This window comes from Paenibacillus sp. LC231, assembly GCF_001860525.1.
Taxonomy (GTDB): domain Bacteria; phylum Bacillota; class Bacilli; order Paenibacillales; family Paenibacillaceae; genus Paenibacillus_AQ.
In genome coordinates, this window is record NZ_JFOM01000035.1 from 1 (window position 1) to 14,636 (window position 14,636).

The following is a 14,636-nucleotide window of genomic DNA, read 5'->3' on the forward strand; positions in this document are numbered from 1 at the left end:
TTAGAACGCAACATGTTTAACACCCTTCCGAACGGTTTATTTACTAATATTATATAATATTAACGCGGTGTCGTGTTGAATTAAATGTACAAAAAATAGCTGTCGAGACTTTCTCGACAGCCTGAGGCTGCCCTAGAGGCAGCCTATTTGTTAACGGTGATAGGGTTATATTTGCCTTGAGACCTTGTCAGGATATTCTCCATTTCTTGGCTTTTAACTAAGAACTTTATTACTCCGAAGAAGCGGAAGGGATAATAACTAACTTGGGATATATCTCCCATTATTTTTGATCCATTCATAAAGATTGTCAAAAATCTCCTCTGTATCCCCCTTTATCTGATATTGTTTATTATTACAAATAATGATTCCTGACTCCGTGATATCAAACGAGTAGTTATCTACAGTCCCATCCCTATCCCGATAAAAGATAATCATCATAATCACTCTATCCGAGCTTCCTTTATAACTTTTAAATTCTCGGCTATACGATTCAGCATCTAGCATGTCAATCAACTCACTAGAATTGGTTTTCTCATCAAATTGAATTGAATAATGTTTAAATGTACCGTATGAAGCAATTAAAAAATCCATCTTTTCAATCTGGTTTGTATGTCTCATAACATCTCGAATCTTTAGCGGGCTAGCATAATACCAAATAAGTCCTAAAACAATTAAAACAACAATAATAACTATTAACAAGTGCAATTTCTTCATTACACGTGTCCTCCGCACAAGGCGCCGCCTTTGTTAATTCAATTCGTAAACCAGGTTTATTCATCATAGCTTTTAAAGATGCTTATGCCAGATATAATGCATACGAGAAACAGTAACCCTAATCTTAACCAATCCATTAAGAGCCAGAAGTCTCCGCCATTCACAATGTCTGGGCTCAAGCCGTATTCATCCACAAAAATACCCATATTCCAAAATAACTTTAACGAAATAAGCAGCGATAGCAAACTCAAGGAAAATACGAGGATGGATCGTATTCTTTTATTCATGATCCATGTTCTCTCCTTTGCTCAGCGTACCACTTTCTAAGTTGATTAATATGGGCTTGATGATAACGGTTATGGTCGGCCATATGCCATAATCCCCATCGTATGGTGGCTTGCTTTTCATTTTCGTGACCAAATGCGACAATGTTATCCAGATCAGCATCCGTTAATTGCGTGCAAGTTTCTTTCAACATATTTAATACGACTTCATATTTGGATATAAGCGTATCCAGAGCCTTCCCTGAGACCATCGGCAGCCTGTTATATTCATCGATCATCGGGCCGTATTCGTCTGTTAATGACTGGGGAAGCGCCTCCCCTTTAATCCTATAAACCCAGTTCAGGTCGACGTACATGATATGTTTTATTAATTGTGCGGCACTATTGAATTTGTTACCAGGGCCTTTGTAGTCTATCTCCTCTTGAGACATGCCCTCTGATATGGATTTTAGCCTTTGGCTGTTCTCTTTGACAGCGCCATATAACATTCCCACGATCGTTGACATATTCTCTTCGCCCTGCAAATCGTAAAACATCCCAGCACAACCTCTCTTGTAAAAATAAATAGAATCCCAGCCTCACTATTTGGACTTTTGAATCTTTTGTTTCAGTCGTATCGATTTATTCAAGTGCAGAAAAATATGCCTTGTCGCCGGCATGAGCACTAATCCCGCAATCGTTTTGTTTCCCCAGTATTCAAGCAACCACGATGCTTCTTCCTTAACCGCATGCTGCACTTTAAGTTGTTGGATTCTTGCCGTTTCAACTTTTTGCTTAAAGTCGCCTGGCAATAAACGGGATATGACTTCACGAGTGTTCCGCCCAACTTCAATCCGATAAGCTAATAATGAATCAACATCAAGAGTCGCGCTCAAGTTAGCGATTTCTGCTTCCGTCATTTCATTTCCGGAATGAACATCATCAATGTGAAGTTTCTTGTTCCATTGGCCTGAATGCAATACTTGGACATCGTTATTTACGAGTAAGCTCATCGTCATGTCTTCAATACGCGTGACATGCCACATATGCCATATTATGGAGTTCTTTGTATCAGGAGCTGTAACTGGATATTGACGGAATGTTTTCTCATGTAGATCTTTCACTAATTCATCCTCAAGGGTCGCAATGGGTGAATGGCTCATTCTTGATGAATGTAACAAGCGATGCTGCTGCAAGAATAACTCAACTGCATTCTGATGCTTAGCCGGATCCAGAATGATCTGGGTTAGCTTTTTGTGATTTTCATTCCACTGTTTTCTTTGACTCAAATCCATGGAACCATCCTTTTCTAGCCGCCCTCTAAGATCCAGTTCACGGCTTCATTAAAATCTGTCGCGATAAAATCGGGATACGCTTCTTTCCATTCGCCGAAGTACTCATTGTTATCATATTTTTCCAGTTCCTTGGCGCCGGCTCCCGTTTTCACTAACACACTCTTGCAACCGGCTTCTTTGGCAGCAAGCATATCCGTCCATCTATCTCCTACGACAAAGCACTTCCTTAAATCCAGATTATTTTCTTCCGCGGCTTTCAACAGCATTCCAGGGGACGGCTTTCTACATGGACAACCCGCTCCATGCTCATGAGCACAAAGATAGATTTTGTCAAAACCAAAGCCTAATAATTCCGATTCGAATTCGTCCTTTGTTGCTTCGCCCCGAGTTATTCCAGGTTGATTCGTAAATGAACAAATCAGCATGCCTGCAGCTCTGAGTGAATCAATCGATTTCTCCACTTGTGGAAAAAGCTCAAAATCACCGGGCAAAACAACCCGATCGGTTCCTCCAAGCGTTCCGTCTCTGTCAATGAAAACCGCCTTTCTTGAGGGTTCTAGCAATTGGTCAGGCTCCTTTCTTCATTCATTTTTTTGCGGAAATAGGATTATCTCCTACCATTGGCTTTCAAATCCTGTTTAACTACTACTTTAGGCTGGCCCATGTGTTATCTGCCTCGCCTTCATCACATCGAATTTGATAGGCAACCTAAGGGCGCATCCCGCAGCGTAGATACCTTGTTATAGGATGTCTGCGACTTCTTGATGTGCAATTCGCCAACCCTCGCTTCTGTACAAATTGACATCAGATTCTAAACACTTTTGCGTATAACAATATAACTTTTTTTACAAAAAGGGGCCCATGTATTCCATAGTGCCTCAAAGTCACGCTTTCGTATTTTTCGATTATAGCTAGAATCCTCGCAGTTTATGGTGTGTTCCAAAGAATCTGCTAAGTACAAGTATTCTTGGTCAAATCCAATCACGGGTACAAAGTGTAAATACCTCTGTTTAGGAAAAACCCTTATAAACGCAATGACCGGGACCCCTTGGCTTACTTGCTTCTTTAACGTTTGCAGATTACCGCGGTAAAAAGACGCATCGTAACCACGCCTTTTAAAAAATATAAGAATACCCTTAGGAGTGACCGTTCCATCGGCTAGCTTTCTGGGATATTGTTTATAAAGCTCGTTACCGGTCTCCTCGATTCCTAAATGTCTCAGAACATATGCGCTTGAATAAGCTGCACATTCATAATGAGGCTGGATATCCATCCGATTTGAAGTTCTAATCAAATAGGATTCTGGAAGCACGCTTGTGTCGATCACATCTTTTCTTGGAATGGTAAAATAATATGACATTAGAATGGCTATAATTATGACTATGATTAGATTCAAAATAAAAATAATAATCACCATCTACTCCCTACTAAACGCATATCTGCGTGTTACTTTGTGTTTATTCACTGACCAATCAAGTTTTTGCATCCTCATGAACTAACGGCCTAATAGCAGGTCTATATCTCATTTTTTATAGTTCAGGGAGATTTATTATCGAGTTTTTCAGAGGCGATATCATCCGGGGCCAGTTTGGTACTCTCGCTACTTCGCAGTGGATCGCATTGGCTGTTGTTTTGATCAATTGCATTGTATTCTTACTAAGTTTCATAAAAAGATATCGACATAGGATACGGACACTCTTGAAGTACTTCACTAGATCGTGTTTTCTTCCCTAGAGCAAAAGAGTTGGATACATGGCGGGGTTCGGCCTTCATCCAATGAAAAAACTGAGCCCCGATGTTTATCCTGTTTGCTTATAGACGGATAGCTGCTTCAATTATTCTTAATCCAATATCTTTTAATTACGTTCCCATCTTCCTCTATGTAGTCTGTATCCGGCCTCCCGCCGTTCTTAATAATGGTTCTTTCCGATCCCAAGTTACCGGCATCACATACAACTAATACATCGTTTATCCCGAGTTTCTTGGCCTCAATCAAGGACAATTCCAATAGTTTAGTCGCATAGCCTTTCCATCTTTCTAACGGGCGGATGCCATAGCCAATATGTCCGCCAGCATTATATAAATATTCGGTTAATTGATGTCTAATATTAGCTGCACCTAATACCCTATGTTGTTTATCGACCAACCAAAAGGTTGAATCTGAGACCCAGCCTTCCTTTATACCAATGCCCTTTTCTTGATTAGAGAGTTCCTTCAGCATTCCCTGAAAATCACTTGGATCCTTACTGATAACCCAAGGAACCATATTCTCACCCGATTCTATCCATTCTTGATAAAATGATAGATATTCTTCTTCAAGCTCTAGCTGAGGCTTAACTAATCTTACATCGTTCATAGGTTTCAACGTCCTTTCATGACCTTTATGTCTTTCAAACGGAAACATAGTACAAAATAGGCTGCCCTTAAAGGCAGCCTATTTCTAGTTCCTGTGTTTACTTGCTGGCGGAGAGAATGAACTTCTCAAGTGCCCCTGTATCGGTAATGCTGTGATTACATGCTTGGCTATCCAAACATACGTATTGGCCAATGAACGAAAGATTATCCGGTGAAGCAACCGCCGGCTTGGTCTTGACCGAGAACAAGGCAAGCTCTTGATGCCGGTTGCAGAACAGACAGTACCCTTTCTTGTTGGTCGGCGTAATTCTTCCCTCGATCCCGATGAATCTTCCTTCGAACGGATATACGATATATAACTTGTTTGTGGCAATATCCACCCATCCCAAATACGTTACATATCGAAAGTCGATCGATTGCAGATCCGGAACTTTCAGTTTCTTATTTTTAGGAAATAGCTTCTGAATCTGTTTCAGCGTAATCGTCGGATAAGGCTCCAGATAGGGTTCTAACGCGATAAGATATCTCTGGAAATCCTCGGCCTTCTCGATGGTCGACATTTCTTCAAGCATCCGCTTCTGATCCTCTGTTAGAGACGGAAATGCTTCCAAAGCGCTCGTTACGGCACGATACCTGACCGTTTCCAGGACTTTTCTATCCGCGATCGTTCGCAATGTTTTCAGAAGGAAATCCGATTGTTTTTTAATCACGTTAAACTGGTGGTTTCTAATAAATGGTGTACTCATAGCTTTCAGCCCCTTATTTTTATTAAAAATGAAGGTGCAAAGCCTGTTATTAGAAACGATAAAGTTAAGGTTGGGCGATCGAATTCATCTATCGCACCCCACGCAAAGTATCGCCCCAGATCAGGCTTTGCATGAGGACTTCCTAGCTAATGAGCAATTCAGCATTGCCATCGGTATAACCCCCAATCACATTTCATACGCAAAATTATAACAGCAAGTGCCAGTTGGCGCAATTTATTCCGTTGGAACAGAACACCGTCTATATCAAACTTAAAATCTATTGAATGGTGTCATACAAGTCTGCTTCAATATGATTTACTTCCCCATGTCCCCATACATCCGAAATCTCCAGATGCCAGGATCTCGGCGATCGTTCATGGTTATTTTCTAGTATCCAGCGATGGAGCTTTTCATATGTATTTCTAATTTCATCATTTGGCCCCTGATGTCGTTGGACTGCGTATTTTTGTTGTGGAATGACTAAAGAGACCATCCCTTCAGGAACTTGTTTCATGTCATGTACCTCAACACAAACCCAATAACCATCTTCCTCTCCCGATACATCCTCAGCGATGAATGCACCAACAAGTCTAACCGGTTTTACAACGTCACGAATCTCTTGCAATCTTTTTTTAAGTTCAACCGAAGCCTTGGGGATCTCTTTGACATACTGGTCACCGGGACATACTACTCTTATTCCGACTAATTTCATTTCATGAAGTTCGACTACCTTCACAGAGCTCACTCTCTTTCGTTGAATACTAGAACTCAATATATACCGGCTCATCAGCTGGTCTTAAGCAAACTTCGATTCTCTCCCTAAAATTCATATAGGTCACCATATTCAATGCTTCATCCAATGGAAAGAATCCTGATTCAAGACTTTCTGTTGTAGCTACGGGTGTACCCCCAATGTATTTAGCAAGAAATAATGTATTACAAATACTCGCCTTCACATTTTGGAAAATCCCGCAAAACCTTATAATCTCAATATCCACTCCAGCCTCTTCTTTGGTTTCCCTGATTGCTGCTTGTGCCAAAGACTCTCCAATTTCAACGACTCCGCCCGGCATTTCCCAGCCTCTTTGCGGCCCCCGGATAAGTAATATTTCATTATTATCATTCAGTACAACTGCAGCAGCAGAGACAATATGTTTAGGTAGATTCATCTTACTTCTCCTTTATATATAAATTCCCTCCGTATTAACTGCTTTACTCACATAACATATTTTCCATTGGCTCTTTGCAGTGCTGATATCCATTTTTCTTGTAAAAATCAACCCCTTCATCACTAGGCCATACGATAATAAATTCATATTTATTTTCTTTTGCCCATTCGTTGATCTTTGATATTAATTTACTTCCTATCCCTTTACCTCGATAATCAGGTTTTGTATATACATTCGTCATATATGCAAATGGATGTGTGATTCTCCCTGGTCTCGGTACCTTGTGAATAAGTTCTATGTATATGTTGGACACGATCATGCCGTTTTCTTCAGCAACCCAAATACTCCAAATATCACTTTGAATAGCCTTCCACAAAAAATCATAACACTCCTCGTAGAAGTCACTATAAGCTTCGTTTTTTAATGTTCCATCTAGATCGTCTTCCAGCGTAAAATCCCATCTCATCCGAATAAGTTGATCTATATCTTCTTTTGTCGCAATTCTAATGATCATGGAATCACCTCCGAATTCATTAACATCACTTCATCTTTCAAACATGATAAGTAAAATATATTTTTTCAACATGATCCGTAGAGCTAATGATTTGCTGAATTCGGATTGGACTAGAGAAATAAACAACTACACATATCAAGAGGATTGATATTAGGATTACAAGATGACGAGGGCGTAACTTTTTCAATAAAATCCTCCATTCGATTGCGATCGTGCATCCCACCTCCAGCCGCTGCGGTTACTACATTGTACTGAACTCTTGTATGTATTTCTTTGAATCTCCCTGTATCTCTCTGTGTAATTATTCTTGAAATATTCACTGATTACGTTTCTCCAAAAAGATATGGCAGTTGTATTACTCTCCATTTGAGCTACTTTCCAATTTACTTTGAATAACCCAAATGCCTGTTTAGCTGCGGTGCGACCAATTCCGTTTCTTCTATATTTCTTCAAAATCATAAAATCATAAATTACATGCGTTGGGTCTGGATCTGTGTCTAAATTTTCAAACAGCACCACCAAGAACCCTACAATTGCTCCTGACGATACTATGAAATACGGGTTCCATCTAGGATCACCTTCCCAATAAAAGTCGATGTTCACCCCCCCGTATCTTCCATCATCATTTAAGTCCTGATTAGTGTATTGACTAAAATCATAATAATAAAATTGATACATGTTCGATAATGTTTCTTTCTCTTGAACTGTAACAGGAATAAGTTCGATTTCCATAACGTCTCCTTTTGTATCATCCTACTCCTTTTTGAAGTTTCATTGATTCGCCTACAGATCCGGTTTATCTGGTTTCCAACCTATTTCTTGTGACCAAACATGTGCCTTTTGTATGAACTCCCATACAATCGGGCCTTTGCCTTCAACATATTTATGTCTTTCATGGTGGTACAATCCCATTAACCGGTGCTTCTCTGCCGAATATCTTAAGCAATCCTCTTTATGTTCTCTCAAATAATCTCTAAATAATAATGTCAATTGTTCTGAGTAACTCCCCGTTTGTCTTACATGAATATGTGTTCTCCGATGTCCCGGAATTTCTCGAAAATACCTTTTAGTCTTATCAGGATTTTCTTTACGAAATACAAACGCTATAGACTCTAATTTATTCTTATATTGATTCACATCTTCAAAATTACTAATTGAGATTTGAATATCAATAATTGGTTTGGCATCTAGTCCAACAATCGATGTAGATCCAACATGGTCAATTCGATCTGCTATATCCCCTAAAGCTTCTCGTATGTTCCCTCCTACCTCCAAGAACAAGTTTCGCCACTCTGGATCATACTCAGCTATTCGCCATTGCTCATCCATGTAATTGTCTCCTTTGGTTTTAACACTTTTGGTGGCGGTTTCGTGGTTCGTTCGGTATTCACCTTACCTCAAGGTTCTACTGCATACTTTGAGGGATCCGTTAATAATCACTGTTCATGTTTCCTTCCAACCTATGTAACAACATATAATTAGGGTTTGCTTCCCAAGCTTCAAAGGGCACAAAACATGCTGCATTCATCGCATCTAATAATCTAGATCTTTGCTGCGGTCTCGTTATGTATTCCTTGATATTAGAAAGATCAATTTTTATGTATCTAGCTTCGAGTATCTCGTCTTCTTGTATTTTAATTTCTCCACTTATGTATTGAGCTCTAAAACATATAGACAAAACTTGTTTTGTTGTATTCATATAAACACCGGTTATACCAATTGGCTTAATAACGATACCTGTCTCCTCAAGAAACTCTCTGCAAATCGCTTTATCAAGGGGTTCCCCTAACTCAACATTTCCACCTGGCATTTCCCATGTATCTGAACGCCAATGTGTTCTAAGCAACAATACCTCACCACGATCATTAGTGACTAAAGCTGAAACCGAAATACATTGTTTAGGTGCCTGGTATTCCAAATCAATCACTTCCTCTATATTACTTTAAATACGAAACTGGCCGTGACGCATTGTTCGAAGAATCCAGCTGACCAGATCCTTCGAAATGTCTGCGGTAGACCGAGCAGCCTAATAACAGCCATGAGTGTGAATATAAGGGAGTTCTTTTCCCGATTATTCTGCAAATTCTTTTATGATTTTATATAACTTTGATCTTTCTGTGCTTCGGAAGTCATGTCCGCTATTCTTTAATTCAGCTATATGCAGATTAGTAAATTGTTCTTTATATTCTTCCAATTCCTCACTAGATATCAAAGAGCCTTCCAATAACCCTCTCATAACAAGTACGGGCTTTTCTGAACTAAACTTTATGGACCTTTGTACCGATTCTCGTTGAATTCCCATAACCGCTTCCGGGCGGATATGAGACAAACGATTGAAGGGTACTAAATAATTATCAATATAATCTTTAGGCCAATCCATGGGCATCGCTTTGTGCTCAGGCGGATAGTCCAAGATAATCAATTTGTCAATTTGATCAGGATGTAATCTGGTATATTCCAAAGCGTAAGACACACCTCTTGAGAAGGCGTATAAATGAAAATGGTTTATCCCCGTGCTTTTCACTACGGATTCGATATCTGCAACATGGTTTTTCAAATCATAACCAGTCCGCGGGGTGTCACTTTGGCCTCTCCCTCGAAAAGATAATACAATACATCTTCTGGGCATTAGGTATTCAAGTAAATCTTGATACTCTTCTGCTGTTTCGGAGAGACCAGGACATATAAGAAGTGGAGTTAACGAAAAGTCTGAATCAGGATGAGAATCAAGGTAGTGAATGCTTACACCATTATTGATTGAGGTTTGAGAAATGGGCTTCATTCAATGACTCCTTCATTTCGATTTAGAATATTTCGTCTCCCTCATCTACTGGATCCTATACCAGCGCCATCAGGATAAACCATACCATGATATTTGGTAGTCAAAATCAGGGGACATTCCAACTTTCTCTGCAAGTCGAATAGACCCTGTATTTTCTGGAGTACAGTCCCAGTATGGACGAATTCCTTTTTGAAGACATTCCTGTACAAATGCCTGAGCTACTGCAGCGCCATAATTTCTTCTTTTATGCTCTTCAAGCGTTTCGATATCAATTGCATGCGTTTTATCTACAACAAATGCTGAAAAACATAAACTCACCACATTGTGATTATCCTCAACAAAGTATCCGAATCCTTGCTCTAAGAAAGCGTCTGTAGAATCCCAAAATCGTAATATCTTCTTTTCTAAAAACGATTGGTTTTCCAATCGTCTTGACTTTAATAACGCACGATCTATCCGTTGAATATTCACAACGCTATTTTGAGATTCAATGTGTTGTGGCTTCCCTCTTAATGTGAACACATGTTGAGTATCACTCGAAATGTGGCGCTTCCGAAAAATGTTTTGTATCGTTTTATCCCAAGGATCAGGATCCAGACCAATCTCGACCCACTTTATATCTTGCTCCTGTAGTTTAGGCTCTATATGATTTCTCATATATTCTGCTAGTTCTGTTATAAATGTTGTACTCTGAGCATCTCCAACAATCTGAAAACCCTTTTGTCCTTCAATCCAAATTAATGCTGCTGTGGGTTCTGTTGGATGATCTACATAGACCCCACCCGGGTTATTCCCGCTAACCACAGCCCTAACCTCGATATTTTTACACTTATCCGTAATATGTCTTATCTTATAAAATTCTGATTTATTAAGTTCTGTTATCACTTTTATATCCCCCAAGCCTTACCCAAATATCTGATTAATAATTTCAATTCTTCTTTCTTTTTATTACAAATGCTTTATCTGCCCATTCAAATCCGATCCTCTCATAAAATCCTACGGCTTTCGGTGTTAAGGTGAGCACATATTGAATTTCGTCTGATGATTCCGTTTATTCCCGTATAAAAGGCTCTTCTACTTTTTCAGATAGTAAATCTTTATAAGCTTTCACTTTCCTAAACGTATTGCCCATCATTTCTTTATTACGATACTTACGAATTTCATCCAGATCAAATTCAGCAATAAATATGCCCTCTGACATATGATCCGCCAGCATAATGGTGTTATCGACCGATTTCCCATCAGAATCCCACATAATCGGGCTATAAGCACAAGAACATCCCGCATGTTCACCAGGAGGGTTCGCCATCGCAATGCCAACCATATTTTCATATGCTCTTGTAGATAGTGCCTGTAATCTAGGCTTCATGGTCCCGCAATCATTTGGAACCAGAATGATTTCTGCCCCTTTTAACATCAATACTCTTGCGCTTTCTGGATATTCTCTGTCATAACATATCATGACCCCAATCTTCACACCATCAAAATCACATACTTTAAATTCAGTACCAGGCTCCAGCATACGTTCAGTATCAAAATCGCATGTATGGACTTTGCTGTACTTTAATAAAATTTCACCGTTCCGATCAATTACAAATGCTGAATTTTGAGGACGCTTTACCCCTTTTGTAAAACCCGTAATGACAATACCAATAGATAATTCTTCCGCAATTGCTTGAAAAGATTTTAAGGCTGTATTATTTTCGTCTATTGCCGCCTCATACCAAGCTTTGAAATCAGGATGATTCTCTATCTCTTCTGCCGGAAGCTTGGTTTCAACAATGTCGGGAAAAGCATATGCAGTTATCCAACACTCAGGAAATAATACAATATCTGCTCCAAGGTCTTTGGCTTTTCTTACGTATCTTAAACCAATTTCCGTATTTAGTTTTTGATCAGGTTCACTGCAATTATATTGTACGGTTGCGATTGTAAAGGTTTTCATTATTCTGCACCTCACATTAACTCTTTAGATTCTTAACTAAATAAATCAATAGATCATCATCAACGATAACTGATTCTCCTGGTATTACTTGAACATTTTTATAGGTCATCCCCCTGCCATCCATCACATATCCACGAGATGTATACATTCTTTGGGCATTTCCATAATCTCTGTACAGCCCTACTCCTAGCCCTATGTATGTAGAGGTCTTTGAGGCAAGCAGCTCTAATTCATCAAATAAGCTATTTGCTATATGCTTTCTTCTATGCTCAGGGAATACGTTCAAATCATTAATCTCAGGGATGTTGTTATCAAGAAAATAAGGATACTGAGACTCATAGATTAAATGACAGCATCCTGCTAACGAATCATTGTAATATGCAATCAGTGTTACTCGTTTATTGGTATTGTTCTCACTTAGACACTTATGATAATAATCTCCTTGTCGATACCACCCATAACGCTCAGCAAATTCTTGATCCAATAATTCAGCTTCTTCTAATGTGGTTAGTCTCTTTATGTTTATGATGTCCTTCATGTTTGATCTCCTTCTCTGGACCTCATTCCCGAAACGCAGCGTGAAATTCTTCGAAATACCTGCATCATCATTTTAATACTTCAAATCATTCAACTCTGAAGACGATTTCAGTACCTGTCTCATTATTTTTAAAGGGTTTGCTAAATTCCTTGAACACGAACTCTATTCCTGAAATATCATCAGGTAAAGGCGGAGATATTACATAGTTATAGGATGCATGGCCTGAAGAACCCCCGCCGTTGGTCATTCGACAATCATATTGTTCTCCAACATACAGTTCAAAATGACTAAGGTTGTATGAACTTGAAGTTTGCTCAGTTATCATGTCCCAATCCATGCTGAATGTTACTACACTTGCATTAGCGTATTGTCGTATTGAGTTCAGCGTATAAAAGAACATTCCTTTTACAACTGATTTTAAAACCGGAATATGTTTTCTGAACCCTGTTGGATCAACCATGGGTTTATAATGTTCCTCGCTCATCATAGTTCCAAAAACGGCTTTTAAAAAATCCTCATAGAGTTCATACGTTGCTGCCCATTGTGAAATATACTCAAATGGCGGAAAACCTGGATTGTTGCCTGAAAGTTCCTTCCGCTGTTTCAACAATGCACAGATTTGCTCATCAACATGAATCAAATGTTCATCATAATGCTCGGTTGGACGTTCAAATGGCATACGTTTCATCATTTTTCTCCTTGTTCGATATAAATGTTAAAAATTCAATGCGTGAATACTATGTTATCTGATGTCATTGACTCCAGATACCTTGAACTGGAACTCATAATTGCGCTTTCCCCTTACCGGTCTGTGTATTAATGAAACGCCCCAGCTTAGATATACTTATCTTAGGCTGAGGCGTGATGCCCAGAGTGTGTGTTTTACGCTCTTTGATTTAAAAAAACATGCCGCTAAACTCGCTTAAATGCTTTCAAGTTATAGACTATTACACCTCTTCAAGCTAACTTAATGACTGCGCCGCAAAATGGTAAAACGCCATGGCATCCTCCCCGGTGGCAAAACCAGCCTGTGCCAGCTTGTCGCTGCCTCCGCCTTTACCGCGATAATCAGCCAGATACTGTTTAAAGAACGCACCGCAGGCGAGACCGCTCTTCCCTCCTTGAGCGAGGACAATCTTATGGTCTGCGTTGGACACGAAGAGCACGATAACTTCAGCTTCTTCGGTGAGCTTTGCCGCCAGGTTCTGCATGTCCTTCAGCGGTTTGTCCGCAAAAACGTGTTGGATCAGGCTGCCCTGACGGTCTGCCAATAGCTTTCCTGCCAGGTAAACATCATTCTCAGCCTTCACGGCGTTCAATTCAGCCTGGAGCAACTTCTGTTCATGATCCCATTTTGCAATCCGGTCCAGAATCTCTTCCTTAGAGGTATTGAACCTGGTAGATAGGCTGCTTAAAATCTCGATTCCCGCATTGAATTCATTCAATGCACGATAACCGCATTTAAAATAGATACGCAAATGCCCTTTCTGTTTCTCGGCTCTGAGCAGTTTGATCATTCCGATCTCACCTGTTGCGGAGACATGCGTACCCCCACAAGCGTTATATTCGATACCTTCAATTTCTACGATCCGGATATCATCGGTTACCTTTGGCTGCTTCACCAGCGGCAAGGCAGCCGCCTGCTCCCGGCTCACAAAATAATTCGTTACTTTTCGATTAAGGTAAACCTGATCGTTAACTTCCAGTTCCAGCATCATCAGTTGGGCCTGAGACAGGTCAGATCGGGCGATATCAATCGTAGCGTAATCCTGACCCAGGTGGAAACTGAGTGTTTCCGCCTGACATACCTCCAGACACATGGCAGACAGGAGATGCTGGCCGCTATGATGCTGCATATGGTCGAATCTTCTATCCCAATCCAAACGGCAGCTAACCTCTTCCTTCTCAGGCAAATGCTCGACTTTATGCAGGATTTCGCCTTCCTCCTGAACGACATCAAGAACAGGAATTTTATCGATCCACCCCAGGTCACAAGGCTGCCCTCCACCGTGCGGATAAAAGGCCGTCTCCTCCATGATCAGGTAGGTTCCGTCCTCCCGTTCCAGTTTCCGCGTGATTCGTGTCTCCCAGTCCCGGATATATGCGGATTCGTAATATAGCTTTTTTGTCATCTTCATGTGTCCTCACAGTTCTCAAGTTAAATTCACTTCAGCTTAGCTTACTAGTACCCGTTAGAATTCCTGTAATACGAATATTTTGGAGATTGAACAAAAACGAGCGCCTCGGTACGATGGGGTTACACACGAGGTCATTGCCTCAAAAAGCCCATCCAGGAGGTCGCTCTACTATGAAGT

The 14,636-nt window shown here is 40.1% G+C and carries 21 protein-coding genes; 1 reads left to right on the forward strand and 20 read right to left on the reverse strand.

Features of this window, described 5'->3' with window-relative positions; genetic code table 11:
• Positions 1 to 258: 258 nt before the first annotated feature.
• The 6 genes from AK95_RS20955 to AK95_RS20980 all read right to left on the reverse strand — a co-directional run bounded on the left by AK95_RS20955 (position 259) and on the right by AK95_RS20980 (position 3,689).
• The gene (locus AK95_RS20955; protein ID WP_071221859.1) at positions 259 to 714 is read right to left on the reverse strand and encodes a hypothetical protein; all 456 of its coding nucleotides are present in this window, start codon (positions 712 to 714) and stop codon (positions 259 to 261) included.
• A gap of 56 nt (positions 715 to 770) precedes the next feature.
• Positions 771 to 1,001, reverse strand: a complete 231-nt coding sequence (locus AK95_RS20960; RefSeq protein ID WP_071221860.1) for a hypothetical protein — start codon at positions 999 to 1,001, stop codon at positions 771 to 773.
• Positions 998 to 1,534, reverse strand: a complete 537-nt coding sequence (locus AK95_RS20965; protein ID WP_071221861.1) for a DinB family protein — start codon at positions 1,532 to 1,534, stop codon at positions 998 to 1,000. Before AK95_RS20965 ends, AK95_RS20960 begins: the two co-directional genes overlap by 4 nt.
• 45 nt (positions 1,535 to 1,579) lie before the next feature.
• On the reverse strand, positions 1,580 to 2,272 hold the full coding sequence (locus tag AK95_RS20970) for a DinB family protein (RefSeq protein WP_071221862.1): 693 nt from the start codon (positions 2,270 to 2,272) through the stop codon (positions 1,580 to 1,582).
• A 14-nt stretch (positions 2,273 to 2,286) separates the two neighbouring features.
• Positions 2,287 to 2,835 (reverse strand): HAD-IIIA family hydrolase, encoded by a 549-nt coding sequence (locus AK95_RS20975; RefSeq protein WP_071221863.1) that lies wholly within the window; start codon positions 2,833 to 2,835, stop codon positions 2,287 to 2,289.
• A 248-nt stretch (positions 2,836 to 3,083) separates the two neighbouring features.
• The gene (locus tag AK95_RS20980; protein WP_071221864.1) at positions 3,084 to 3,689 is read right to left on the reverse strand and encodes a C39 family peptidase; all 606 of its coding nucleotides are present in this window, start codon (positions 3,687 to 3,689) and stop codon (positions 3,084 to 3,086) included.
• An 89-nt stretch (positions 3,690 to 3,778) separates the two neighbouring features.
• On the opposite strand from AK95_RS20980, the gene AK95_RS34945 reads away from it, so the two are divergent.
• Entirely contained in the window at positions 3,779 to 4,006 is a 228-nt protein-coding gene (locus tag AK95_RS34945) for a prolipoprotein diacylglyceryl transferase family protein (protein ID WP_268801974.1), read from the forward strand.
• Between the two features lie 97 nt (positions 4,007 to 4,103).
• Here the strand turns inward: AK95_RS34945 and AK95_RS20985 are convergent, their stop codons facing one another.
• The 14 genes from AK95_RS20985 to AK95_RS21050 all read right to left on the reverse strand — a co-directional run bounded on the left by AK95_RS20985 (position 4,104) and on the right by AK95_RS21050 (position 14,453).
• The gene (locus tag AK95_RS20985; protein ID WP_071221865.1) at positions 4,104 to 4,628 is read right to left on the reverse strand and encodes a GNAT family N-acetyltransferase; all 525 of its coding nucleotides are present in this window, start codon (positions 4,626 to 4,628) and stop codon (positions 4,104 to 4,106) included.
• 97 nt (positions 4,629 to 4,725) lie between these two features.
• Positions 4,726 to 5,373 carry a FusB/FusC family EF-G-binding protein gene (locus AK95_RS20990; RefSeq protein WP_071221866.1) on the reverse strand — a complete coding sequence of 216 codons (648 nt, stop codon included), beginning with the start codon at positions 5,371 to 5,373 and terminating at the stop codon, positions 4,726 to 4,728.
• Positions 5,374 to 5,650: 277 nt separating this feature from the next.
• Positions 5,651 to 6,109: a GyrI-like domain-containing protein gene (locus tag AK95_RS20995; protein ID WP_071221867.1), complete on the reverse strand. Its 459-nt coding sequence runs from the start codon at positions 6,107 to 6,109 to the stop codon at positions 5,651 to 5,653.
• A 25-nt stretch (positions 6,110 to 6,134) separates the two neighbouring features.
• Positions 6,135 to 6,542, reverse strand: coding sequence for an NUDIX hydrolase (locus AK95_RS21000; RefSeq protein ID WP_071221868.1), 408 nt, complete (start codon positions 6,540 to 6,542; stop codon positions 6,135 to 6,137).
• 43 nt (positions 6,543 to 6,585) lie between these two features.
• Complete coding sequence (locus AK95_RS21005; protein ID WP_071221869.1) at positions 6,586 to 7,056, reverse strand: GNAT family N-acetyltransferase; 471 nt, start codon at positions 7,054 to 7,056, stop codon at positions 6,586 to 6,588.
• A 183-nt stretch (positions 7,057 to 7,239) separates the two neighbouring features.
• On the reverse strand, positions 7,240 to 7,788 hold the full coding sequence (locus AK95_RS21010) for a GNAT family N-acetyltransferase (RefSeq protein WP_235613190.1): 549 nt from the start codon (positions 7,786 to 7,788) through the stop codon (positions 7,240 to 7,242).
• A gap of 51 nt (positions 7,789 to 7,839) precedes the next feature.
• Positions 7,840 to 8,385, reverse strand: a complete 546-nt coding sequence (locus AK95_RS21015; RefSeq protein ID WP_071221870.1) for a GrpB family protein — start codon at positions 8,383 to 8,385, stop codon at positions 7,840 to 7,842.
• A gap of 100 nt (positions 8,386 to 8,485) precedes the next feature.
• Complete coding sequence (locus AK95_RS21020; RefSeq protein ID WP_071221871.1) at positions 8,486 to 8,974, reverse strand: NUDIX hydrolase; 489 nt, start codon at positions 8,972 to 8,974, stop codon at positions 8,486 to 8,488.
• 153 nt (positions 8,975 to 9,127) lie between these two features.
• A complete protein-coding gene (locus tag AK95_RS21025) occupies positions 9,128 to 9,838 on the reverse strand; it encodes an alpha/beta fold hydrolase (protein ID WP_071221872.1) in 711 nt (236 codons plus the stop codon).
• Positions 9,839 to 9,907: 69 nt separating this feature from the next.
• On the reverse strand, positions 9,908 to 10,723 hold the full coding sequence (locus AK95_RS21030; RefSeq protein ID WP_071221873.1) for a GNAT family N-acetyltransferase: 816 nt from the start codon (positions 10,721 to 10,723) through the stop codon (positions 9,908 to 9,910).
• 166 nt (positions 10,724 to 10,889) lie between these two features.
• Positions 10,890 to 11,783: a carbon-nitrogen hydrolase family protein gene (locus tag AK95_RS21035; RefSeq protein ID WP_071221874.1), complete on the reverse strand. Its 894-nt coding sequence runs from the start codon at positions 11,781 to 11,783 to the stop codon at positions 10,890 to 10,892.
• 16 nt (positions 11,784 to 11,799) lie between these two features.
• Positions 11,800 to 12,321: a GNAT family N-acetyltransferase gene (locus AK95_RS21040; protein ID WP_162487622.1), complete on the reverse strand. Its 522-nt coding sequence runs from the start codon at positions 12,319 to 12,321 to the stop codon at positions 11,800 to 11,802.
• Positions 12,322 to 12,406: 85 nt separating this feature from the next.
• On the reverse strand, positions 12,407 to 13,012 hold the full coding sequence (locus AK95_RS21045; protein ID WP_343225171.1) for a hypothetical protein: 606 nt from the start codon (positions 13,010 to 13,012) through the stop codon (positions 12,407 to 12,409).
• A gap of 271 nt (positions 13,013 to 13,283) precedes the next feature.
• Positions 13,284 to 14,453, reverse strand: coding sequence for an alanyl-tRNA editing protein (locus AK95_RS21050; RefSeq protein WP_071221876.1), 1,170 nt, complete (start codon positions 14,451 to 14,453; stop codon positions 13,284 to 13,286).
• Positions 14,454 to 14,636 lie beyond the last annotated feature (183 nt).

What these genes read in the sequence shown, in the direction of transcription:
- AK95_RS20955 (WP_071221859.1), bottom strand. Translation starts at nt 714, where the DNA reads ATGAAGAAATTGCACTTGTTAATAGTTATTATTGTTGTTTTAATTGTT.
- AK95_RS20960 (WP_071221860.1), bottom strand. Translation starts at nt 1,001, where the DNA reads ATGAATAAAAGAATACGATCCATCCTCGTATTTTCCTTGAGTTTGCTA.
- AK95_RS20965 (WP_071221861.1), bottom strand. Translation starts at nt 1,534, where the DNA reads ATGTTTTACGATTTGCAGGGCGAAGAGAATATGTCAACGATCGTGGGA.
- AK95_RS20970 (WP_071221862.1), bottom strand. Translation starts at nt 2,272, where the DNA reads ATGGATTTGAGTCAAAGAAAACAGTGGAATGAAAATCACAAAAAGCTA.
- AK95_RS20980 (WP_071221864.1), bottom strand. Translation starts at nt 3,689, where the DNA reads ATGGTGATTATTATTTTTATTTTGAATCTAATCATAGTCATAATTATA.
- AK95_RS20985 (WP_071221865.1), bottom strand. Translation starts at nt 4,628, where the DNA reads ATGAACGATGTAAGATTAGTTAAGCCTCAGCTAGAGCTTGAAGAAGAA.
- AK95_RS20990 (WP_071221866.1), bottom strand. Translation starts at nt 5,373, where the DNA reads ATGAGTACACCATTTATTAGAAACCACCAGTTTAACGTGATTAAAAAA.
- AK95_RS21000 (WP_071221868.1), bottom strand. Translation starts at nt 6,542, where the DNA reads ATGAATCTACCTAAACATATTGTCTCTGCTGCTGCAGTTGTACTGAAT.
- AK95_RS21005 (WP_071221869.1), bottom strand. Translation starts at nt 7,056, where the DNA reads ATGATCATTAGAATTGCGACAAAAGAAGATATAGATCAACTTATTCGG.
- AK95_RS21010 (WP_235613190.1), bottom strand. Translation starts at nt 7,788, where the DNA reads ATGGAAATCGAACTTATTCCTGTTACAGTTCAAGAGAAAGAAACATTA.
- AK95_RS21015 (WP_071221870.1), bottom strand. Translation starts at nt 8,385, where the DNA reads ATGGATGAGCAATGGCGAATAGCTGAGTATGATCCAGAGTGGCGAAAC.
- AK95_RS21025 (WP_071221872.1), bottom strand. Translation starts at nt 9,838, where the DNA reads ATGAAGCCCATTTCTCAAACCTCAATCAATAATGGTGTAAGCATTCAC.
- AK95_RS21035 (WP_071221874.1), bottom strand. Translation starts at nt 11,783, where the DNA reads ATGAAAACCTTTACAATCGCAACCGTACAATATAATTGCAGTGAACCT.
- AK95_RS21040 (WP_162487622.1), bottom strand. Translation starts at nt 12,321, where the DNA reads ATGAAGGACATCATAAACATAAAGAGACTAACCACATTAGAAGAAGCT.
- AK95_RS21045 (WP_343225171.1), bottom strand. Translation starts at nt 13,012, where the DNA reads ATGATGAAACGTATGCCATTTGAACGTCCAACCGAGCATTATGATGAA.
- AK95_RS21050 (WP_071221876.1), bottom strand. Translation starts at nt 14,453, where the DNA reads ATGACAAAAAAGCTATATTACGAATCCGCATATATCCGGGACTGGGAG.